This is a genomic window from Winslowiella iniecta, from assembly GCF_001267535.1.
GTDB classification, from domain to species: domain Bacteria; phylum Pseudomonadota; class Gammaproteobacteria; order Enterobacterales; family Enterobacteriaceae; genus Erwinia; species Erwinia iniecta.
In genome coordinates this window covers 1-22,661 of record NZ_JRXE01000037.1, presented here as the reverse complement: position 1 = coordinate 22,661, position 22,661 = coordinate 1, and the positions used below count along the sequence as shown (strand labels likewise).

Below are 22,661 nucleotides of genomic sequence, written 5' to 3'. Positions count from 1 at the left end.
CGTGTTTAACCATATGGACGTCTAAACTGCTATATGGAAAAATGTTATACAGGGCGCATCGCCAGAATGCAACGTTGCAAAATGTAAGCCATTACGGCAGGCGGGTAAGCACTTCCCCAGCAGACAGGCCTGTCCGATGGGGAACAGCGCTTAATCAAACAGGCAGTCGAGATAGCGCTCCAGCGCCGCACGCGAACTGAAACCGTGGGGAATGCCGTAGTGGTCATGCGTATCGCCGACCAGATACATCGGAAACTGCACATAGTGGTCGCAGGTTTTAATTTCCGAGGCCGGTTCAGCAATGCTCTGGCTCTTCTCTTTCAGCGTCGGATGAATAATCAATGCAGTACGACCCATACGTGCTTCGCGATTGACGTAAACATAGTTTTCACCGCGACGATATCCGTAAGTTTTGGGTGTGACCGCATCCATCTCGAATCCGGCTTTCTCCAGTACGCGTGCCACCTCATCAGGTCGTAAATACATGCTCGATCCTCTTAGTCTTTCAAAGCCCCGCAACCTTACATCAGGCCACGCGCTCAGGGCATTCGGAATTATCCATAAAGGTGGCAATCCCGGGTCAAAACCACTGCGCAGAGTAATGATGGTCTACACTGAGTATTAGTTATTAACGCGAAGGGAGCGAAAAATGTTTAACAGAACGACGAAAAATGATGATACCGATATCAATCAGGACGTTTCTTTGCTGGCTGATACGCTTGATGATCTGCTGAAATCTTACGGCAGCAAAACAAAGGAAGAGGTTGACTCCGCACGCGGTAAAGCTGAATCGCTGTTAAAAGAGACACGCGCCAAACTGAATGGCCGTAATCGTGTGACTCAGGCGGCGAAAGATGCTGGCGATCATGTTGATAGCTATGTCCATGATAAGCCATGGCACGGCGTGGGAATTGGTACTGCGGTCGGTATCGTGATTGGTGCCCTGCTGGCTTCCCGCCGCTAACCCCCCTCTGCCCCCCTGTACTGTCCCTGCCTCAGCGGCGGGGATTTTTTTGTCAAAAATTCCCAAAAAATATTCTTGTCGCAAAAAGCCCGTGGCATCAGGCTTTAGCCGCCCTGCGCATCTGCAAAGTCAAAAACACTATATATAGTCAGGTTGATTTCACCAGACACTACATCTAGTATTACCACCATTAAATAACCACTACAGATGGTGGCAAGGCTGGCGCGAATCGACAGTAAAAACGATTCGCATAACACCGTGTTTCTAATAACCAAGGTAAATACGAATCATGCGCATTATTATTTACACTAAAGATAACTGTGTCCAGTGCAACGCGACAAAAAATGCCATGGATAAAAAAGGCATCCACTACCAGCTGGTCAATCTCGATAGCGAACCGGGTGCGGTGGAAACCCTGAAATCGCTCGGATACCGCCAGGTTCCGGTGGTGATGGCCGCCGACCAGCACTGGAGCGGTTTTCGCCCGGACAAAATTTCCGCACTGAGCCAGATGGCGATGGCACAGGGCTAATATCATGTTTCCACTGGTCTATTTTTCCAGCCAGTCGGAAAACACGCACCGTTTTATCAGCCGTTTGGGCTTACCGGCGCGGCGGATTCCACTGGACGGCAGCCAGCGCTTACAGCTTGATTGCCCCTTTATCCTGGTGGTGCCGAGCTACGGGGGTGGCACCGCTCGCGGTGCGGTGCCCAAACAGGTGATTCAATTTCTTAATGATGAAGCCAATCGCCGCCTGATCCGCGGCGTGATTGCCGCCGGGAACCGTAACTTCGGTACCGCGTTCTGCATGGCGGGCGACATCATTGCGCAAAAATGTCAGGTTCCTTACCTCTACCGCTTCGAGCTGCTGGGAACCGCCGACGATATTGCTAACGTAAAATCGGGAGTAACCCAATTTTGGCAACAACAGACAGCACTGTCATAAAACCCGCCGCCACTGCGCTCGACTATCATGCGCTGAACGCGATGCTTAATCTTTATGATGCCGACGGTAATATCCAGTTTGAAAAGGACCACGAAGCGACGCGCCAGTTTTACCTGCAACATGTGATTCCCAACAGCGTCGCCTTCGACTCGCTGGCCGAACGCCTGCAATATCTGGTGGCAGAAGGTTACTACGAAGCAGAAGTGCTGAACGCCTGGCCATTTGAGTTTATCGAAGCGCTGTTTGCCCGCGCGTACCAGCGTCGCTTCCGCTTTCGCACGTTTCTCGGCGCTTATAAGTTCTATACCAGCTACGCGCTAAAAACCTTTGATGGCAAACGCTATCTGGAGAATTTCGAAGATCGCGTTTGCATGGTGGCGCTGACGCTGGCGCGCGGTGACGAGTCGCTGGCAACGGCGCTGATGGAAGAGATGCTCAGCGGGCGTTTTCAGCCAGCCACGCCCACCTTCCTGAACTGCGGCAAACAGCAGCGCGGTGAGCTGGTCTCCTGCTTCTTGCTGCGCATCGAAGACAATATGGAGTCGATTGGCCGCTCGGTGAATTCAGCGCTGCAATTATCAAAACGCGGCGGCGGCGTGGCATTTCTGCTGTCGAATCTGCGCGAGGCCGGCGCACCGATCAAACGCATCGAAAACCAGTCATCCGGCGTGATTCCGGTGATGAAAATGCTGGAAGATGCTTTTTCCTATGCCAATCAGTTAGGTGCACGCCAGGGCGCGGGCGCGGTCTATCTGCATGCGCACCATCCGGATATTCTGCGCTTTCTCGATACCAAGCGCGAAAATGCTGATGAAAAAATTCGTATTAAAACGCTGTCACTTGGCGTGGTGATCCCGGATATCACTTTCCAGCTGGCCAAAGCCAATCAGCCCATGGCGCTGTTCTCGCCCTATGATGTCGAGCGCCTGTATGGCCTGCCGTTTGCTGATATCAGCGTCAGTGAAAAATATGACGAGATGCTGGCGGACGAGCGTATCCGTAAGACCTTTATTAATCCGCGCGAGTTTTTCCAGACGCTGGCGGAGATTCAGTTTGAGTCCGGCTATCCCTACATCATGTATGAAGACACGGTGAATCGCGCCAACCCGATCAAGGGGCGGATTAATATGAGCAATCTCTGCTCCGAGATTTTGCAGGTCAATACGCCGACCGACTATAACGACGATCTCAGCTATCGTCAGATCGGCAAGGATATCTCCTGCAATCTCGGCTCGCTGAATATTGCGCATGCGATGGACTCGGAAGATTTTGCCCGCACGGTGGAAGTCGCCATTCGCGGCCTGACGGCGGTGTCGGAAATGAGTGATATTGCGTCGGTGCCGTCAATCGCCGCGGGTAATGCCCAGTCGCACGCCATCGGTCTGGGCCAGATGAATCTGCACGGCTATCTGGCGCGCGAAGGCATGCTGTATGGTTCGGAAGAAGCGCTGGATTTCACCAATATCTACTTTTATTGCGTCACTTACCACGCGCTGCGCACCTCGAACCTGCTGGCACGCGAACGTCAGCAAAGCTTTGCCGGATTTAGCGACTCACGTTATGCCAGTGGCGAATACTTTGACCAGTATACCGGGCAGAGCTGGCAACCGCGCACCGCCCGTATCGCCGCGCTGTTCGCCGACGCAGGTATCACTCTGCCAACGCAACAGGAGTGGCGTGCGCTGAAAGCGGCGGTGATGAGTAGCGGATTGTATAACCAGAACCTGCAAGCGATTCCGCCGACCGGTTCGATCTCTTATATCAATCACGCCACCTCAAGCATTCACCCGATCGTTTCGCGGATTGAGATTCGCAAAGAGGGCAAAACTGGCCGCGTCTACTACCCGGCACCGTTTATGAATAATCATAACCAGGCGCTGTATCAGGATGCTTATGATATCGGGCCGGAAGCGATTATTAATACCTATGCCGAGGCCACGCGCCATGTCGACCAGGGGTTGTCGTTAACGCTGTTTTTCCGTGATACCGCCACCACCCGCGATATTAATAAAGCGCAGATTTACGCCTGGAAGAAAGGGATCAAAACCCTTTACTACATCCGTCTGCGTCAGATGGCGCTGGAAGGAACCGAAGTGCAGGGCTGCGTCTCCTGCTCGCTGTAAGCCGCCCTTTTCACCGTTAAAGATGAAAACATGAACACATTAAAACGCATACAAGCTATCAACTGGAACCAGATCCAGGATGATAAAGATCTGGAAGTGTGGAACCGTCTGACCGCGAACTTCTGGTTGCCGGAGAAGGTGCCGTTATCCAATGACCTGCCGTCATGGAACAGCCTGAATGCGCAGGAGCAGCAGCTGACCATCCGGGTGTTTACCGGCCTGACACTGCTCGACACCATCCAAAATGTGCTGGGCGCACCGGCACTGATGGCCGACGCGCTTACGCCGCACGAAGAAGCGGTGATGTCGAATATCAGCTTTATGGAAGCGGTGCATGCACGCTCCTACAGCTCGATTTTCTCAACGCTGTGCCACACCAGCGATGTCGATGCCGCCTATCAGTGGAGTGAAGAGAATCAGCCGTTGCAGCGCAAGGCCGATATTATTCTTGAGCACTATCACAATGACGATCCGCTGAAGAAGAAAATCGCCAGCGTGTTTCTGGAATCGTTCCTGTTCTATTCCGGCTTTTATTTGCCGATGTACTGGTCCAGCCGCGGCAAGCTGACCAATACCGCCGATCTGATTCGCCTGATTATTCGTGATGAAGCGGTGCATGGTTATTACATTGGCTATAAGTATCAGAAAGCGCTGGAGAAAGTGGACGATACGCGGCGCGAAGAGCTGCAACAGTTTGCTTATGATTTGCTGCTGGCACTGTATGAAAACGAACTGGCCTATACCGAAGCGCTGTATGACGAGGTGGGCTGGAGTGAAGAGGTGAAAGCCTTCCTGCATTACAACGCCAATAAGGCGCTGATGAATCTTGGCTATGAGGCGCTATTCCCGGCGGAAATGGCCGAAGTGAACCCGGCAATCCTCTCAGCGCTGTCGCCAAATGCCGATGAAAACCATGACTTCTTCTCCGGCTCCGGCTCGTCCTATGTGATGGGCAAAGCGGTCGATACCGAGGATGATGACTGGAATTTCTGACCGCTATCGCGTGGGTGCCGCTCAGGCGCCCCGTATTTCAAATTAATTCCGGTTAATTCCCCAAATTTCAGCCAGCAAGCCAGATTATTTACTTATAATAAACCCTTCATATTCTGCTGATTTGATAAAATATCGTGACCTTTTCACACCACTATTTCCCCCCTGATTCATTACATTCTTATGTAAATATCAAGTTGTTTTTCACTTTTTTGATCCCCCTCAATCCCTTATGCGCTCTGGCATTAACAGAGATCACTGTCTCATATCAATTCTTCGCACGCCCGTGAAGGGTTGTCAGATACTCTCAGTGTGTTAGGGTATATGCCGCTTTTATTTAACCAGGATATAAAAAGAAATATAAGATAATTAATCAACTAACGGGAACTTAATTTTTGCATGGCAATTAAATTAGAAGTTAAGAATTTATATAAAGTATTTGGGGAAAATCCCGAGCGTGCGTTTAAGCACATCGAGAAAGGCATCAGCAAAGAGGCACTGCTGGAGAAAACCGGCCTCTCTCTCGGGGTAAAAGACGCCAGTCTGGCCATTGAAGAAGGCGAGATATTTGTCATCATGGGATTATCCGGCTCCGGTAAATCCACCATGGTTCGCCTTCTCAATCGTCTGATAGAACCGACTCGCGGTCAGGTCATAATTGATGGTGTCGACATCGCGAAAATATCTGACAGCGCCCTGCGTCAGGTACGCCGAAATAAAATCAGCATGGTATTTCAGTCATTCGCTCTGATGCCACATATGACGGTATTAAATAATGCCGCATTCGGCATGGAATTAGCCGGCGTACCGTTGCAGGAGCGTCAGGAAAAAGCACTCGATGCACTGCGTCAGGTCGGGCTGGATAATTATGCTCACGCTTATCCTGATGAACTTTCTGGCGGCATGCGTCAACGTGTCGGATTAGCCCGCGCGCTGGCGATTAATCCGGATATTTTGCTGATGGACGAAGCTTTCTCGGCACTTGATCCGTTAATCCGTACTGAAATGCAGGACGAGCTGGTCAAGCTGCAATCAAAACATCAGCGCACTATCGTGTTTATCTCCCATGACCTTGATGAAGCGATGCGTATTGGCGACCGTATTGCGATTATGCAGGGTGGCGAAGTGGTGCAGGTCGGCACGCCCGACGAAATTCTTAATAACCCCGCCAATGACTACGTGCGTACCTTCTTCCGCGGCGTCGATATCAGTCATGTATTCAGCGCCAAAGATATTGCCCGTCGCAGCGCAGGCGCGCTGATTCGTAAAGCGCCTGGTCTCGGGCCACGCTCTGCCATCAAATTGTTGCAGGATGCCGATCGCGAATACGGTTATGTGCTGGAGCGACAGAAATTTGTCGGTATCGTCTCTGTCGACTCACTAAAAGCGGCGCTGGCCGCCGGTGAAGGACTGGATTCAGCCCTGCTCGCCTCCCCTGTCGCCGTGCCGGGTGATACCTCACTGAATGAGCTGCTGTCGCATGTGGCGCAAGCACCTTGTGCCGTGCCGATTGTCGGCGAAGACCAGCAGTACATCGGTATTATTTCCAAAGGCACGTTACTACAGGCATTAGATCGCGAGGGGGCTAACAATGAGTAATCAAACGGCGAATCCGTGGGAAACCGCACCCGCGCAGACTGAATCAACTGCGGCAGCTGACAGCAGCAGTGCTGCTCCGGCCAGCGATCCCTGGTCAACGTCTGCCGATACCGGCAGCAGTGCCGCGCCTGCGGATACCACATCCGGCAGCGCTGGCAGTGATGCCTGGGGTTCACCCGCGTCTGGCGGCGGTCACGATGCGGCCAACAGCAGCAGCGACTGGCTGAGCAGCGCACCTGCGCCCCAGGCAGAACACTTCAATATTCTTGATCCCTTCCACAAAACCCTGATCCCGCTGGATAGTTGGGTCACCGAAGGCATTGACTGGGTGGTCACGCATTTCCGCCCGGTGTTCCAGGGTATTCGCGTACCGGTGGATTATATCCTCAGCGCCTTCCAGCAGTTGCTGCTGGGCATGCCCGCGCCGGTGGCGATCATTGTTTTTGCGCTGATTGCCTGGCAGCTTTCCAGCTTCGGTATGGGGATCGCCACGCTGGTCTCACTGATTGCGATTGGTGCGATTGGCGCCTGGTCGCAGGCAATGGTGACGCTGGCGCTGGTTCTTACCGCTTTGCTGTTCTGTATTGTTATCGGGCTGCCGCTGGGGATCTGGCTGGCACGCAGCGAGCGGGCGGCGAAAATCATTCGGCCACTGCTGGATGCGATGCAAACCACACCCGCGTTTGTCTACCTGGTACCGATTGTAATGCTATTTGGTATCGGTAACGTGCCAGGCGTGGTGGTGACGATTATCTTTGCCCTGCCGCCTATTGTGCGCCTGACGATTCTCGGGATTAAGCAGGTACCCGCTGATTTGATCGAAGCTGCCGAATCCTTTGGTGCCAACCCGCGCCAGATGCTGTTTAAGGTTCAGCTACCGCTGGCGATGCCGACCATTATGGCCGGGGTTAACCAGACGCTGATGCTGGCCCTGTCGATGGTGGTGATCGCCTCAATGATCGCCGTTGGCGGTCTGGGACAAATGGTACTGCGCGGTATTGGCCGTCTGGATATGGGCCTCGCCACCGTCGGCGGCGTCGGCATCGTGATCCTGGCGATCATCCTCGATCGCCTGACGCAGTCGCTGGGCCGTGACAGCCGCAGCCGTGGCAGCCGCCGCTGGTACGCCAGCGGTCCGATTGGCTTGCTGACCCGTCCGTTTATCAAGTCATAATTTTTCCGGCGGTGTGCCAGTCGCACCGCCGGCAAGACCCGCAATAACACCACTAATAAGGAATCACTATGCGCAAGACAGCAATGTTGGCAGCCGCCTTAACCACTCTGGCCGCGACACAGGTTTCCGCAGCAGACCTGCCGGGTAAAGGCATTACGGTGAAACCGGTACAGAGCACCATTACCGAAGAGAGTTTTCAGACGCTGCTGGTCAGCCGCGCGCTGGAAAAACTGGGTTACACCGTGGACAGCACCAGCGAGGTGGATTACAACGTTGGCTACACCTCCATTGCCTCTGGCGATGCCACTTTTACTGCCGTCAACTGGCAGCCGCTGCATGACGATATGTATAAAGCGGCGGGCGGTGACAAAAAGTTTTATCGCGAGGGTAATTACGTTGAAGGCGCGGCTCAGGGTTATCTGATCGACAAAAAAACCGCTGAGAAGTATCACATCACGCGTATCGATCAGCTGAAAGATCCAAAAATTGCCAAACTGTTTGATACCAATGGGGATGGCAAAGCCGACCTGACCGGTTGTTCACCGGGCTGGGGCTGTGAAACGGTGATTAATCATCAGATGCCGGCCTTCGGTCTCACCCAGACAGTCGAAGCCAATATGGGTAACTATTCTGCGATGATCGCGGATGTCATGGCGCGCTTTAAGCAGGGTAAACCGGTTATCTATTACACCTGGACGCCTTACTGGCTGAGTGACGTGCTGGTTCCGGGTAAAGATGTGGTCTGGTTGCAGGTGCCGTTCTCTTCCCTGCCAGGGGAGCAGAAAGATGTTGATACCAAACTGCCTAACGGTGCCAACTATGGCTTCCCGGTTAATACCATGCATATCGTTGCTAATAAACAGTGGGCAGAGAAAAACCCCGCAGCCGCCAAACTGTTTGCTGAAATGAAGCTGCCTATCGCTGATATCAATGCGCAGAATGCGCGCATGCATGCCGGTGAAGCCTCAGAGAGCGATATCAACCGCCATGTTGATGGCTGGATTAAAGCCCACCAGGCGCAGTTTGATAAGTGGGTCGCTGACGCCGCCGCAGCAGCGAAGTAATTATTCACTCTCATCAGGGGCGGCGAAAAGCTGCTCCTGCGATGAAATTCCAAAGCAGCCTGCGGGCTGCTTTTTGCGTTTTACTGGTTTGTCCTGTTAATCATCACAACAATGAAATAGTTTTTTAGGTTACTATTAGCTTATTCCACTTATCAATGTTGTTAACTGCTTATGAAATCCGCACCACAGGGGCTTAGCCCGGCGCTTGTCGCTTTGATGTCCGTGGCGACCGGTCTTTCCGTTGCCTGTAACTACTATGTTCAGCCCCTGCTGGAAACTATCGCCCGCAATTTTGATTTATCGGTCAATCAGGCCGGATTTATTGTCACCACCGCTCAGCTCGGCTATGCCGCGGGCTTACTGCTGCTGGTTCCGCTTGGCGATATGCTGGAACGGCGCGGTCTGATTGTGGTGATGAGCCTGCTGGCCGCAGGGGGAATGGTGATCACCGCGCTGTCATCTTCCCTGGCTATGATGCTGCTGGGTACGGTATTAACCGGGCTGTTTTCGGTGGTGGCGCAAATTCTGGTGCCGCTGGCGGCCACGCTGGCCGCGCCGGAAAAACGCGGCAAAGTGATTGGCACCGTGATGAGTGGCCTGCTGCTGGGCATCCTGTTGGCACGTACCGTTGCCGGTGGCTTAGCGCAACTCGGCGGCTGGCGCACCGTCTACTGGGTCGCCAGCATCCTGATGGTACTGATGGCGCTGGCGTTGTGGCGCGGGTTACCGCGCTACCGTCAGTCGGTTCCGCTTAACTATCCGCAGCTGCTACGTTCGATTTTCCAACTGTATGGCGGTAACCGCGTGCTGCGCACCCGTGCAATGGTCGGATGTCTGTCATTTGCCAACTTTAGCGTGCTGTGGACCTCAATGGCATTTTTGCTGGCCTCGCCGCCCTACAATTACTCGGAAGGCATGATTGGCCTGCTGGGTCTGGTCGGCGCGGCCGGTGCGTTAGCTGCACGTCAGGCGGGCAGCCTGGCCGATAAGGGCAAAGCCCGCATCACCACCACATTGGGTTTACTGATCATGCTGGCGTCCTGGGGAATCACCGCAGTTGGTGCTCACTCACTTCTGGCGCTGATAGTTGGGATTATTCTGCTCGACCTGGCGGTACAGGGCGTGCACATTACCAATCAGAGTGTTATTTACCGCCGGATGCCGGAAGCACGTAATCGCCTGACTTCCGGCTATATGACCAGCTACTTTATCGGCGGTGCCGTCGGTTCACTGGTCTCTGCCAGCGCCTTCCAGCACGCGGGCTGGTACGGTGTCTGTGCAGCCGGCGTGGTACTGACGCTGCTGAATCTGCTCAGTTGGTGGAGCGGTTACCGTCACGAAGATGACAGTAATTAGCCTGCATATAGTAAATTGAGGAATTTTCAGCTAATGCGGGGTATTAAGCCCTTCCCCTCTCTGGTATTGTTTAACGTTACTTATTCAGGCTGGTTATTTTTACGCATGCAATTATTAAGCAATCGGAAAGCAATGATCTCTGGTGGCGTGTCCGACACGCTACTGGCAGGTTGCGATGCGTTGCCGCATGCTGACAGTCACATCTCCCGCCATTCTGTTCCTGCCGCCCCGACCTGTCGTCAATCTCTGTACTTTCGCGGCAAAGTCGAATGCGGCCAATTTTCTGCCCAACAGCACTGGATTTGTCATGCTGTTGTACGCCCTGGGTTATGGAATGACCTGGAAATTGTTGATGATGATTATGTGAACCTGAAAACGGTTACCACTCTCAAAGTGTATACACTTATTAAATCACCATCGTTACTATACCAGTTGCAACTAGTGAGGTTCCCCCAAGATGGAAAGTTCGTTTACTCCCATTGAACAGATGCTAAATTTTCGCGCTAATCGCCAGAAAGATTTTCCTTTGCAGGAAATTATGCTGACGCGCCTGTGCATGCATATGCAAAGCAAATTGCTGGATAACCGCAATAAAATGCTGAAAGCTCAAGGGATTAACGAGACGCTGTTTATGGCGTTGATTACGCTCGATGCGCAGGAAAACCACAGCATTCAGCCGTCTGAGCTGAGCTCTGCGCTCGGTTCATCACGCACCAACGCCACACGTATTGCCGACGAACTGGAAAAACGCGGCTGGATTGAGCGCCGTGAAAGCGACAACGACCGCCGCTGCCTGTACCTGCATCTTACCGAAAAGGGTAAAGAGTTCCTGCTTCAGCTGCTGCCGCCACAGCATCAGAGCCTGCAACATCTGTGGTCTTCACTGAGCACTTCAGAAAAGAGCCAGCTGGAAGGAATCACCCGTAAGTTGCTGAACCGTCTGGATCAAATGGACGAAGAACAAGTTATCGCCTCGCTTTCCCGATAATAGCAATATCTGCGACACAATCACGCCAGTAAACCGCTATTTTAACCCCCCATTTATCCATGCCAGCGCTAATCCCGCTGGCATTTTAGGCTCGGGACCTTGCGTGCAGGGACGTGCGTGAGCCCGTAATACGTGAACAACGTGGAGAACACCATGAGTGCAAATGCGGAGCTGCAACAACCGCAGCAGCCAGCTAATAAAAAGAAAAAGCGTAAAACAGCGCTGATTTTTCTGGCTGTCGTGTTTATCGTGATTGGTATTGCATATCTGACTTACTGGTTTTTGGTTTTACGTCATTATCAGGAAACCGACGACGCCTATGTTGCCGGTAATCAGGTGCAGGTGATGGCGCAGGTTTCAGGCAGCGTCAATAAAGTGTGGTTCGATGATACCGACTATGTGAAAAAAGGCGATGTGCTGATTACGCTGGATAAAACCGATGCTGAGCAAGCGTTTGAAAAAGCGCAGACCGCACTGGCCACCAGCGTCCGTCAGACTCATCAGCTGATGATCAACGGTAAACAGTATCAGGCGACGATTGAACTGCAAAAAACTGCACTGGCGCAGGCTGAAGCAGACCTGAAGCGTCGTGAACCGTTAGGAAGTGCTAACTTAATTGGCCGTGAAGAGCTGCAACACTCGCGTGATGCAGTGGCCACCGCCAAAGCCCAGCTTGACGTCGCGGTTCAGCAGTACAATGCCAACCAGGCGATGATCATGAATACCTCGCTGGAAAACCAGCCGGCAGTGAAACAAAGCGCGGCAGAACTGCGTGATGCATGGCTGGCGTTGCAGCGTACCGAAATCGTCAGTCCAATGGACGGTTTTGTCTCGCGTCGCAGTGTGCAGGTCGGCTCACAGATCACTTCTTCTACTCCTTTATTAGCGGTCGTCCCGGCGAAAAACCTGTGGGTCGACGCCAACTTTAAAGAGACGCAGCTCGCCAATGTGCGCATCGGCCAACCGGCAACGGTGGTCAGCGATATCTACGGTGATGACGTGGTGTATCACGGTAAAGTTGTCGGCCTGGATATGGGTACCGGCAGCGCCTTCTCACTGCTACCGGCACAAAATGCCACCGGTAACTGGATTAAAGTCGTCCAGCGTCTGCCAGTGCGTATCGAACTTGATGCCGGACAGGTTGAGAAACATCCGCTGCGGATTGGCCTCTCCACGCTGGTGAAAGTGGATACCCAGAATACCGACGGTATGGTGCTGGCGAATAGCGTGCGTCAGACGCCGGCTTATGAAAGTAATGCGCTGGCACTGGATTTAGCGCCAGCTAACCAGATGATTGCCGATATTATTCGCGCCAATGCGGGCTAAGAAAGCGGGAGGCTGTTATGGCACAAAAACCGCTTGAGGGAGCCCAGCTGGTCCTGATGACCATCGCCTTATCACTGGCGACGTTTATGCAGGTTCTGGACTCCACCATCGCTAACGTGGCAATCCCGACGATTGCCGGTAACCTCGGTGCCTCTAACTCTCAGGGCACCTGGGTTATCACCTCGTTTGGCGTCGCCAATGCTATCTCGATTCCGATTACCGGCTGGCTGGCGAAACGGGTCGGTGAGGTCAAACTGTTCCTGTGGTCTACCGCCGCGTTTGCGGTAGCCTCGTGGTTATGCGGTATGGCTGACAGCCTGGGCATGCTGATCTTTTTCCGCGTGCTTCAGGGTATTGTTGCCGGCCCACTGATTCCGCTGTCTCAGAGCCTGTTGCTGAGCAACTATCCGCCCGCCAAACGCAGTATCGCCCTGTCACTTTGGGCGATGACGGTGATTGTCGCGCCAATCTGCGGCCCGATACTTGGCGGCTGGATTAGCGATAACTATCACTGGGGTTGGATCTTCTTTATCAACGTGCCAATTGGTGCGGTGGTGGTGATGCTGGCACTGCAAACGCTGCGGAGCCGCGAAACCAAAACCGAAATCAGGCCGATTGATACTGTCGGTCTGGTGCTGCTGGTGCTGGGGGTCGGCTGCCTGCAGGTGATGCTCGATCAGGGTAAAGAGCTGGACTGGTTTAACTCGACCGAGATAATCATCCTGACGGTGGTGGCGGTAATATCGCTACTGGCATTGCTGGTGTGGGAGTTAACCGACGACAACCCGATAGTCGACCTGTCGCTGTTTAAGTCGCGTAACTTTACTATCGGCTGCTTGTCGATCAGCCTTGCCTATATGCTCTACTTTGGCTCGATAGTGCTATTGCCGCAGCTATTGCAGGAGGTCTACGGTTATACCGCGACCTGGGCGGGTCTGGCATCGGCACCAGTAGGGATTATCCCGGTGATCCTGTCGCCGATAATTGGTCGTTTTGCCCATAAGCTGGATATGCGACGGCTGGTCACCTTTAGCTTTATTATGTATGCCGTCTGCTTCTACTGGCGTGCTTACACCTTCGAGCCAGGTATGGATTTCGCCGCGTCCGCGTGGCCGCAGTTTATTCAGGGCTTTGCCGTGGCCTGCTTCTTTATGCCACTGACCACCATCACCCTTTCGGGCTTACCGCCTGAGCGGCTGGCGGCAGCATCCAGTTTGTCGAACTTTACCCGAACCCTTGCCGGTTCCATTGGTACCTCGATCACCACCACCCTGTGGACTAACCGTGAGTCGATGCACCACAGCTATCTGACCGAGTCGATTACGCCGTTTAATCTCAACTCGCAGGAAACCTACCGGCAACTGGAACAGCTCGGCATGACGCAGCAGCAGGCTTCCGCATATATTGCGCAGCAGATTACCAATCAGGGGCTGATTATTTCGGCTAATGAGATCTTCTGGGCTTCAGCGGGGGTGTTTGTGATTCTGCTGGTGCTGGTATGGTTTGCCCGTCCGCCGTTTGGTTCCGGCAGCGGAGGCGGTGGCGCGCACTGATTTTCAGGGATAAAAAAAACGGGCGAAAGCCCGTTTTTTATTGTGGCAGCAAAATAGTCAATTAACTATTCTGACGCCACCATTCTGCCAACAGCACACCGGTCGCAACGGAAACGTTCAGGCTTTCCACCTTGCCGGTACCGCCAATCGACACGCTCAGGTCACCCTGCTGCCATGCGCTGTCTGACAGACCATCACGTTCCTGTCCCAGCACCAGTACCACTTTAGCCGGCAGCTGTGCTTTCGCCAGCGGCGTGCCTTTATGGCTGGAAGTGGTGACAATGGTGTAACCCGCTTTACGGAATGCATCCAGACCAGCAACAAAGCTTTCGCCGCTAATCGCCTGCACATGCTCCGCGCCACCTTCGGCGGTACGAACAGCCGCACCGGATTCCAGCAGTGAAGCATCGTCCACCAGCAAACCTTTGGCACCAAAGTGGGCACAGCTACGCATAATGCCACCGAGGTTGTGCGGGTTGCCGATATCTTCCAGCGCCAGCACGCAATCTTTTTCGCCCGCAGTCGATAACCACTGGCTCACCGGCATGCCGGAGCGCTTCTTAATCAGGAAGCAAACGCCGCCGTGATGCTCAGTACCGGATGCTTTTGCCAGTTCCGCTTCATCTACCACATGGTAGGCTTTGCGGTTGGCCGCCATCCAGCGCAACGCTTCACGGAAACGTGGTGTAACTTCCTGAACAAACCATGCACGCACGATGCATTCAGGACGGCTTTGAAACAGCGCCTGACAGGCATTTTCGCCATACACGCGGGTTTCTTCCATGCGCTGACGACGCAGCTGCTCTGGATCAATATAACTTTTCCCGCTGATACCACCGTGATCGGGCTTGCTATCATCTGCTGGAGCACGTGAAACCGTGCGCCATGGCGAGTCACTATGACCGCTATCGCGCCCGCCGCGGGGCTTATCTTCAGCATTTCGGGAAGGACGACGATTGCCATCCTGACGAGATGCGGCCGGACGGCCACCTTTACCGGTACGTGGATTACTGTTTCCACGCTTTTCATTCTCGTCATCACCGCGGACATACATCACTTTGACTTTGCCGCTTTTACCTTTAAATTCGTCGTTCATCTTTTCCTCCACCTGGCTGAGCGCGAAGCGCGCAGATTACCTGATGTGACCACGCTAAGCTATTAACTTCCACCAAAAGCTATTAACTATTATACCCATTGAGGATTCCACGTTGTTGATGTGGCAAGCCCGATCGATAATTAGCCTAAATAAATGTGCAGAGCGGTAAGTAAACGCTCACCAATAACCGACTTTTTGAGGTGAACAATGAATACGGTTTGTGCATCATGCCAGGCAACGAATCGCGTTCCGGAAGATCGTATCAGTGACAAGGCGAAATGCGGTCGTTGCGGTAGCGAGTTATTCGACGGTGAGGTGATTAACGCCACAACCGAGACTTTTGATAAATACCTGCAGGATGATCTGCCGGTAGTGGTTGATTTCTGGGCACCGTGGTGCGGCCCTTGTCTTAACTTCGCGCCAGTTTATGAAGATGTGGCGGCAGAGCGCAGCGGTAAGGTGCGCTTTATAAAGGTTAACACGGAAGCGCAACCCGAGCTGAGTGCCCGTTTCCGTATCCGCAGTATTCCGACCATTATGCTGTTTAAGCAGGGTCAGATGGTGGATATGTTGAACGGCGCAATGCCAAAAGCCCCCTTCTCTGCATGGCTGGATGAGTCACTTTGATTGAAGCAGCAAAAAGGGCGGTGAAAATACCGCCCTACGTTTGTCGAGGATTTTCGGATAATATAGAGTTTTCCTCAGATACCGCCTTATGAACGAAAACGCCGTCCTCCGTTTACGCGCTGAGCGTCTCGCCCGCGCCACCCGCCCTTTTCTTGCACGTGGAAATCGCATCATTCGCTGTCAGCGCTGTTTGCTGCCGCAAAAAAATTGTTTGTGTGCCACCCTCGCGCCTCAGCCCGCACGCAGCCGTTTTTGTCTGGTAATGTTCGATACTGAGCCAATGAAACCCAGCAATACCGGGCGGTTGATAGCCGATATTCTGCCGGACACCCAGGCTTTTGGCTGGTCGCGCACCGAGCCAGACCCGGCGCTGCTTGCCGCGGTGCAGAATCCGCACGTACAACCGATGGTGGTATTTCCCGAATCCTATGCCGATGCCGGACGTCCGGTACTGAATACGCCGCCGCTAAGCGGGAAGCCGCCGCTGTTTATCATGCTGGATGGCACCTGGACCGAAGCGCGGAAGATGTTTCGCAAAAGCCCGTGGCTCGATGCCCTGCCGGTGATGTCGCTGACGCTGACCACACCGTCTAACTACACACTGCGCGAAGCTCATGGTGCCGGACAGCATTGCACCGCCGAAGTCGCTGCCGAATTATTAGCGCAGGCCGGTGACAGCTCAGCAGCCCAGGCGCTGGCCAATCATTTCAGCCTGTTCCGGCAACGTTATCTGGCGGGAAAACCTCATCATCCAATCCATCTCACGGCAGAAGTAACCGAAAGCGTTTAGAATCAGGCTATTCAATGTTTTCGGGAGCAGGAAATGAGCCAACGTGGGCTGGAAGCGCTGTTACGTCCTAAATCGATTGCGGTGATAGGCGCATCAACCAAACCGCAACGTGCGGGTTATCTGATGATGCGTAATCTGCTCGATGGCAATTTCAGCGGCCCGATTCTGCCGGTTACGCCTCAATATAAAGCGGTATGCGGCGTGCTCGCCTGGCCGGATATTGCCAGCCTGCCGCTGGCTCCCGATCTGGCGGTGATCTGTACTAACGCCAGCCGTAACCTGAGCTTATTACAACAACTGGGAGAGCGCGGTTGTAAAGCCTGCATCATTCTCTCTGCCCCCGAAAGCCAGCTTGCCGAGCTGAAAGCCTGCGCCAGTCAGTGGCAAATCCGCTTACTGGGGCCGAACAGCCTTGGATTGCTGGCTCCCTGGCAGGGGCTGAATGCCAGTTTCTCTCCGGTACCGATTGAGAAAGGTAAGCTGGCATTTATTTCGCAGTCGGCGGCGGTCTCCAACACCATTCTCGACTGGGCGCAACAGCGCCAGCTGGGCTTCTCGTGGTTTATCGCGCTGGGTGACAGCCTGGATATCGATGCCGATGACCTGCTCGACTTTCTCGCCCGCGACGGTAAAACCAGCGCCATTCTGCTCTATCTTGAACATCTGAGCGATGCACGCCGGTTTGTCTCAGCAGCCCGCAGCGCCTCACGTAATAAACCGATTCTGGTGATCAAAAGTGGGCGCAGCGCGCAGGCGCAAGCGTTGTTGAAAACCCATTCGGGACTTGATGCTGCCTGGGATGCTGCGATCCAGCGCGCCGGATTATTGCGCGTGCAGGATACTCATGAGCTATTTTCTGCGGTCGAAACCCTGAGCCATATGCGCCCGCTGCGCGGCGAACGCCTGATGATTGTCAGTAACGGCGCCGCGCCGGCCGCGCTGGCGCTCGATGCACTTGATGCGCGCAAGGGGAAACTGGCTCATCTCAGCGACAGCACGCTCACCGCTTTAGCTGCCGGGCTACCGGCGGACATCACACCGGGTAATCCACTCGACTTAAAAGACGATGCCACGCCAGAGCACTATCTGCACGCGCTGAGCTTACTGCTGGACAGTCATGATTTTGATGCGCTGATGATCGTCCATGCCCCGAGCGCCGTGGCCCCCGCCACCGTGACGGCACAGCGACTGATTGAGGGCATCAAACAGCATCCGCGTGGCAATGCTGTCACTCTGTTGACTAACTGGTGCGGCGAGTACTCATCACTGGAAGCGCGGCGGGCGTTCAGCGATGCCGGCATTCCCACCTATCGCACCCCGGAAGGCACCATCACCGCCTTTATGCATATGGTGGAATACCGGCGTAACCAGAAGCAGCTGCGCGAAACACCAGCATTACCGCCAAGTTTGCAGCAGGATACCGCTTACGCGCATCAGCTGATTCAGCAGGCGCTAAACGCCGGGCCAACCACGCTGGATACCCATGAAGTCCAGGCGATTCTCCAGGCCTATGGGCTGACTACCCTGCCGACCTGGATCGCTAATGACAGTGTGGAGGCGGTGCATATCGCCGGGCAAATTGGCTATCCGGTGGCGCTGAAGCTGCGTTCACCGGATATTCCGCATAAGTCAGAAGTTCAGGGTGTCATGCTCTATCTGCGCACCGCCAGTGAAGTGCAGCAGGCCGCCGATGCGATTATTGATCGTGTGAAACTGGCCTGGCCGCAGGCACGCATCCATGGCCTGTTGGTGCAAAGCATGGCTAATCGCGCCGGTGCGCAGGAGCTACGCATTGTGGTCGAGCAGGATCCGCTGTTTGGCCCGATTATTATGCTGGGCGAAGGCGGCATCGAGTGGCATGCCGACCGTCAGGCGGTGGTCGCGCTACCGCCGCTGAATATGACGCTGGCACGCTATCTGGTGATCCAGGCGATTAATAGCGGCAAAATTCGCGGGCGCAGCGCGTTGCGTCCGCTGGATATCGCCGGTGTCAGTCAGGTACTGGTGCAGGTATCCAACCTGATTGTCGATTGCCCTGATATCCAACGACTGGATATTCATCCGCTGCTGGCAGCCGGTGACGAATTCACCCTGCTTGATGTCACGATGCAGCTGGCGCCTTTTGCCGGTGATGTCGAAGATCGCCTCACCATTCGTCCTTATCCGCATGCGCTGGAAGAGTGGGTCGAATTGAAAGATGGGCAGCGCTGTCTGTTTCGTCCCATCCTGCCGGAAGATGAGCCGCTGCTACAGCGCTTTATTGCTCAGGTGACTAAAGAGGATCTCTACTATCGCTACTTTAGCGAGATCAACGAGTTCACTCACGATGACTTAGCCAATATGACGCAGATCGACTACGATCGTGAAATGGCGATCGTCGCAGTACGTCAGTATCAGGGCGAGAGCGAGATCATCGGTGTCACGCGGGCGATCTCTGATGCGGACAATATTGATGCCGAGTTTTCGGTACTGGTACGCTCCGATCTTAAAGGTCTTGGATTAGGGCGTCGTCTGCTGGAAAAAATGATCGGCTACACCCGTGAACATGGCTTGCAACAGCTGAATGGTATTACCATGCCAGGTAATCGCGGCATGATTACCCTGGCACGCAAGCTGGGATTCTCCATTGATGTTCAGCTGGAGGACGGGATTGTCAGCCTGGCTTTACCACTGGCGCCAACAATTGTCTGACCTTGTAGAGAAAAGTAAAATTAACGCCTTCCGCTACAGTTGATGGTAATATTGTTGGTTACAGCCATGATTTAATGGCAAAAGGCCACTCAATGAATAGAGAAGAAGCGCACTGTGATGTTGTCCAAATTTAAGCGCAATAAACACCAACAACACCTTGCACAACTGCCAAAACTGTCTCAGTCAGTTGCTGATGTGACAACGCTGTTTTCACCGGCTGATTTCCGCAAAACGTTGCTGGAAAAAATTGCCGGTGCAACGCGTCGCATCTGCATTGTGGCGCTCTATCTGGAAAATGACGATGCCGGGCGCAGCATTATGTCGGCGCTCTATGCCGCGAAACGCGCACGACCAGAGCTTGAGGTCAGTGTGCTGGTTGACTGGCATCGTGCACAACGCGGGCGTATTGGCGCAGCAGCAGCGGCAACCAATGCTGACTGGTACTGTGAGATGGCCGATCAGAATCCGGGGATTGCGATTCCGGTCTATGGCATTCCGGTCAATACCCGTGAGGCGCTCGGCGTACTGCACCTGAAAGGGTTTATCATTGATGATACTCTGCTTTATAGCGGTGCCAGCATCAACGATGTCTATCTGCATCAGCATGACAAATATCGCTATGACCGCTACCAGCTCATCCGCAATGATCGACTGACCGACACCATGCTGGCCTGGATCGACAATAATCTTAAAGCGGCAGAAGCGGTTCATCGCCTCGATCAGCACGAACGCCCGAAAAGCCCGGAAATTAAAAATGAAACCCGTCAGTTCCGCCAGGATCTGCGGGGTTTTGATTATCACTTTACCGGCGATGCCAATAATGAACAGCTGGCGGTTACTCCGTTAGTTGGCCTCGGCAAACGCAGTCTGCTGAACAAAACCATCTACCATCTGATGCCGTGCGCCGAGCAGAAACTGACGCTCTGCACCCCTTACTTCAACCTGCCAGCCCTGCTGGTGCGCAACATCATTTATCTGTTGCGCCAGGGTAAAGAAGTGGAAATTATCATTGGTGACAAGACCGCCAACGACTTCTATATTCCGGAAGATCAGCCGTTTAAGATTATCGGCGCGCTGCCTTATCTGTACGAAATCAATCTGCGGCGTTTCCTGAGTCGCCTGCAATACTATGTTACCAGTGGCCAGCTGACCGTCAGACTGTGGAAAGATGGTGAAAACAGCTATCACCTGAAAGGCATGTGGGTAGATGACGAATGGATGCTGATTACCGGCAATAACCTTAATCCGCGCGCATGGCGCCTGGATCTGGAAAATGCGGTGTTGATTCATGATCCGCTGCAACAGCTGACAGAACAGCGCGAACGCGAACTGGCATTAATTCGAACCCATACCACGGTGGTAAAACACTTCCGTGATTTAGACAGTATCGCTGAATACCCGGTTAAAGTGCGCAAGCTGATTCGACGCTTACGCCGCATCCGTATTGACCGGCTGATCAGCCGTATACTCTGATTAATGCTGTAAGCCCCGCACTGTGACGGGGCTTTTTATTGGGCTATCAATGGTTAAATATCTGCTTCTGCCAGTTATTTTCTGCACCGGCTGTAGCCATATGGCGCAGGACGAGTGGACCGGTAAAGATAAAGCTCAGCACTTTATTGCCTCGGCGGTGATCTCTGCCGCCGGCAACGAGTATGGTCAGAAACAGCACTGGAGCGATACGCGCAGCAACAGCTTTGGCCTGATGTTTGCCATCAGTCTCGGTGCCGCCAAAGAGTTGTATGACAGCCGTGCAACAGGAACCGGCTGGAGCTGGAAGGATTTTGCCTGGGATGTAGCCGGTGCTGCCACCGGCTATGCATTATGGAATATCGGGCAATAATCAGAGCTTAATGCCTTTACCTCTGCGATGCAGCATCAGCGACACCACAAATGCCACCGCGCCCATCGCCGACACATACCAGAAGAAACTGGTTTCATTGCCCGCCGCTTTCAGTGACAGCGCGACATATTCCGCTGAGCCACCAAAAATGGCGTTCGCCACCGCATAGGATAAGCCCACGCCCAGTGCCCGCACTTCCGGTGGGAACATCTCCGCCTTCAGAATACCGCTGATCGAGGTATAAAAACTGGTGATCAATAGCGCGATCATTACCAGCGCAAAGGCGATCCAGGTGTTGTTAACACTTTGCAGTACCGTCAGGATCGGCACCGTCAGCAGCGCCGCAAAGCCACCAAAGATCAGCATAGAACTGCGGCGACCGATCTTATCCGATAAAGCGCCAATCAATGGTTGCACTAACATAAAGATAAACAGCGCTGCCGTCATCAATGCACTGGCGGTCTTCGCATCCATTCCCGACGTGTTCACCAGGTACTTCTGCATATAGGTGGTAAAGGTATAAAAGCTTAACGAACCGCCAGCCGTGAATCCCAGCACCATAATAAAGGCACGACGATGCTTCCACAGACCACGTAAGCTACCGGCATCCTTGTGCGCACGTGTTTTATGATCGGAGGTTTCGTTAAGTGAACGACGCAGATACAGCGCGACAATCGCCAGCACCGCACCTATCGCAAAAGGAATACGCCAGCCCCAGCTTCGAAGATCTTCGTCAGACAGAACCTGTTGCAGGATTACCACCGTTAACAGTGCCATCAGCTGCCCACCAATGAGCGTGACATACTGGAATGAGGCGTAGAAACCTTTGCGCCCTTCAACCGCGACTTCACTCATATAGGTGGCACTGGTGCCATACTCACCACCCACTGAAAGTCCCTGAAATAGTCGTGCCAGCAGCAGCAATACTGGTGCCCAAATCCCCAATGTGGCATAACCCGGTAAGCAGGCAATCACCAGTGAGCCAAAGCACATCATGCAAACTGAGATCAGCATTGAGGTTTTACGCCCGTGCTTATCGGCGATATAGCCAAATAACCAGCCGCCAATGGGACGCATCAGAAAGCCAGCGGCGAATACTCCGGCGGTTTGCACTAACTGAGTGGTGGTATCTCCTGCCGGAAAGAATATATGCGCAAAATAGAGTGAGCAGAATGAATAAACATAGAAATCAAACCACTCGACCAGATTCCCCGATGAAGCGCCAACAATCGCCCAGATGCGTTTTTTTGTCTGCTCTGCCGTTTCCGGCTGCTTTTCCTGCTCTGTTATTACCTCAGCCATATTTACTGCCCTCTTATTTTCCTTGCTGATCCTCAGCGCCAAAGTGTTCAGTAAAGCATTTCGACGATTGTTAAGTAAATATTTTGTATATTTACCTGAGTTTATGTGAAGTCAGAGGGGTTAGGGGAAGGAATTTGGCGGGGATTTAAACGCAAAAAACCCTCAGCTCTCGCTGAGGGTTATCGCAATTTGATGCCTGGCAGTTCCCTACTCTCGCATGGGGAGACC

General features: G+C 53.5%; 21 protein-coding genes. 18 read left to right on the top strand and 3 right to left on the bottom strand.

Going from position 1 to position 22,661, the window contains the following annotated elements; translation table 11 throughout:
- Positions 1–150: 150 nt before the first annotated feature.
- The gene (locus tag NG42_RS19950; RefSeq protein WP_052902513.1) at positions 151–486 is read right to left on the bottom strand and encodes a DUF2002 family protein; all 336 of its coding nucleotides are present in this window, start codon (positions 484–486) and stop codon (positions 151–153) included.
- A gap of 163 nt (positions 487–649) precedes the next feature.
- Here NG42_RS19950 and NG42_RS19945 point away from each other — a divergent pair, with 163 nt between their 5' ends.
- From NG42_RS19945 to emrB, 13 genes are all read left to right on the top strand, one after another.
- A complete protein-coding gene (locus NG42_RS19945) occupies positions 650–964 on the top strand; it encodes a DUF883 family protein (protein WP_052902511.1) in 315 nt (104 codons plus the stop codon).
- A 289-nt stretch (positions 965–1,253) separates the two neighbouring features.
- Positions 1,254–1,496: a glutaredoxin-like protein NrdH gene (gene nrdH / locus NG42_RS19940; RefSeq protein WP_052902509.1), complete on the top strand. Its 243-nt coding sequence runs from the start codon at positions 1,254–1,256 to the stop codon at positions 1,494–1,496.
- Positions 1,497–1,500: 4 nt separating this feature from the next.
- Entirely contained in the window at positions 1,501–1,911 is a 411-nt protein-coding gene (nrdI, locus tag NG42_RS19935; RefSeq protein WP_052902508.1) for a class Ib ribonucleoside-diphosphate reductase assembly flavoprotein NrdI, read from the top strand.
- Positions 1,884–4,034 (top strand): class 1b ribonucleoside-diphosphate reductase subunit alpha, encoded by a 2,151-nt coding sequence (gene nrdE, locus NG42_RS19930; protein ID WP_072133293.1) that lies wholly within the window; start codon positions 1,884–1,886, stop codon positions 4,032–4,034. The genes nrdI and nrdE overlap by 28 nt, the downstream gene beginning before the upstream one ends.
- A gap of 30 nt (positions 4,035–4,064) precedes the next feature.
- Entirely contained in the window at positions 4,065–5,027 is a 963-nt protein-coding gene (nrdF, locus tag NG42_RS19925) for a class 1b ribonucleoside-diphosphate reductase subunit beta (RefSeq protein WP_052902506.1), read from the top strand.
- Between the two features lie 396 nt (positions 5,028–5,423).
- The gene (proV, locus tag NG42_RS19920) at positions 5,424–6,623 is read left to right on the top strand and encodes a glycine betaine/L-proline ABC transporter ATP-binding protein ProV (RefSeq protein WP_052902504.1); all 1,200 of its coding nucleotides are present in this window, start codon (positions 5,424–5,426) and stop codon (positions 6,621–6,623) included.
- On the top strand, positions 6,616–7,797 hold the full coding sequence (proW, locus tag NG42_RS19915) for a glycine betaine/L-proline ABC transporter permease ProW (protein ID WP_052902502.1): 1,182 nt from the start codon (positions 6,616–6,618) through the stop codon (positions 7,795–7,797). Before proV ends, proW begins: the two co-directional genes overlap by 8 nt.
- A 68-nt stretch (positions 7,798–7,865) precedes the next feature.
- Positions 7,866–8,861 carry a glycine betaine/L-proline ABC transporter substrate-binding protein ProX gene (gene proX / locus NG42_RS19910; RefSeq protein ID WP_052902500.1) on the top strand — a complete coding sequence of 332 codons (996 nt, stop codon included), beginning with the start codon at positions 7,866–7,868 and terminating at the stop codon, positions 8,859–8,861.
- 171 nt (positions 8,862–9,032) lie between these two features.
- A complete protein-coding gene (locus NG42_RS19905; RefSeq protein WP_052902498.1) occupies positions 9,033–10,217 on the top strand; it encodes an MFS transporter in 1,185 nt (394 codons plus the stop codon).
- 33 nt (positions 10,218–10,250) lie between these two features.
- The gene (locus tag NG42_RS22770) at positions 10,251–10,700 is read left to right on the top strand and encodes a hypothetical protein (protein ID WP_156322245.1); all 450 of its coding nucleotides are present in this window, start codon (positions 10,251–10,253) and stop codon (positions 10,698–10,700) included.
- Positions 10,675–11,205 (top strand): transcriptional repressor MprA, encoded by a 531-nt coding sequence (gene mprA, locus NG42_RS19895; RefSeq protein WP_052902493.1) that lies wholly within the window; start codon positions 10,675–10,677, stop codon positions 11,203–11,205. Before NG42_RS22770 ends, mprA begins: the two co-directional genes overlap by 26 nt.
- Before the next feature lie 153 nt (positions 11,206–11,358).
- Positions 11,359–12,531 (top strand): multidrug efflux MFS transporter periplasmic adaptor subunit EmrA, encoded by a 1,173-nt coding sequence (gene emrA / locus NG42_RS19890; RefSeq protein ID WP_052902491.1) that lies wholly within the window; start codon positions 11,359–11,361, stop codon positions 12,529–12,531.
- 17 nt (positions 12,532–12,548) lie between these two features.
- Positions 12,549–14,084 (top strand): multidrug efflux MFS transporter permease subunit EmrB, encoded by a 1,536-nt coding sequence (gene emrB / locus NG42_RS19885; protein WP_052902489.1) that lies wholly within the window; start codon positions 12,549–12,551, stop codon positions 14,082–14,084.
- 61 nt (positions 14,085–14,145) lie between these two features.
- On the opposite strand, the gene NG42_RS19880 is transcribed toward emrB, so the two are convergent.
- A complete protein-coding gene (locus NG42_RS19880) occupies positions 14,146–15,180 on the bottom strand; it encodes a tRNA/rRNA methyltransferase (RefSeq protein ID WP_052902487.1) in 1,035 nt (344 codons plus the stop codon).
- 207 nt (positions 15,181–15,387) lie between these two features.
- On the opposite strand from NG42_RS19880, the gene trxC reads away from it, so the two are divergent.
- From trxC to NG42_RS19855, 5 genes are all read left to right on the top strand, one after another.
- Positions 15,388–15,807, top strand: a complete 420-nt coding sequence (trxC, locus tag NG42_RS19875; RefSeq protein WP_052902485.1) for a thioredoxin TrxC — start codon at positions 15,388–15,390, stop codon at positions 15,805–15,807.
- Between the two features lie 88 nt (positions 15,808–15,895).
- Positions 15,896–16,597, top strand: a complete 702-nt coding sequence (locus NG42_RS19870) for a tRNA-uridine aminocarboxypropyltransferase (RefSeq protein ID WP_052902483.1) — start codon at positions 15,896–15,898, stop codon at positions 16,595–16,597.
- 33 nt (positions 16,598–16,630) lie between these two features.
- Positions 16,631–19,288, top strand: a complete 2,658-nt coding sequence (locus NG42_RS19865; RefSeq protein ID WP_052902481.1) for a bifunctional acetate--CoA ligase family protein/GNAT family N-acetyltransferase — start codon at positions 16,631–16,633, stop codon at positions 19,286–19,288.
- 117 nt (positions 19,289–19,405) lie between these two features.
- Positions 19,406–20,761, top strand: coding sequence for a CDP-diacylglycerol--serine O-phosphatidyltransferase (gene pssA, locus NG42_RS19860; RefSeq protein ID WP_052902479.1), 1,356 nt, complete (start codon positions 19,406–19,408; stop codon positions 20,759–20,761).
- A gap of 49 nt (positions 20,762–20,810) precedes the next feature.
- Positions 20,811–21,131 (top strand): YfiM family lipoprotein, encoded by a 321-nt coding sequence (locus NG42_RS19855; RefSeq protein WP_052902477.1) that lies wholly within the window; start codon positions 20,811–20,813, stop codon positions 21,129–21,131.
- Here the strand turns inward: NG42_RS19855 and NG42_RS19850 are convergent, their stop codons facing one another.
- The gene (locus NG42_RS19850) at positions 21,132–22,433 is read right to left on the bottom strand and encodes an MFS transporter (RefSeq protein WP_052902475.1); all 1,302 of its coding nucleotides are present in this window, start codon (positions 22,431–22,433) and stop codon (positions 21,132–21,134) included.
- Positions 22,434–22,661 lie beyond the last annotated feature (228 nt).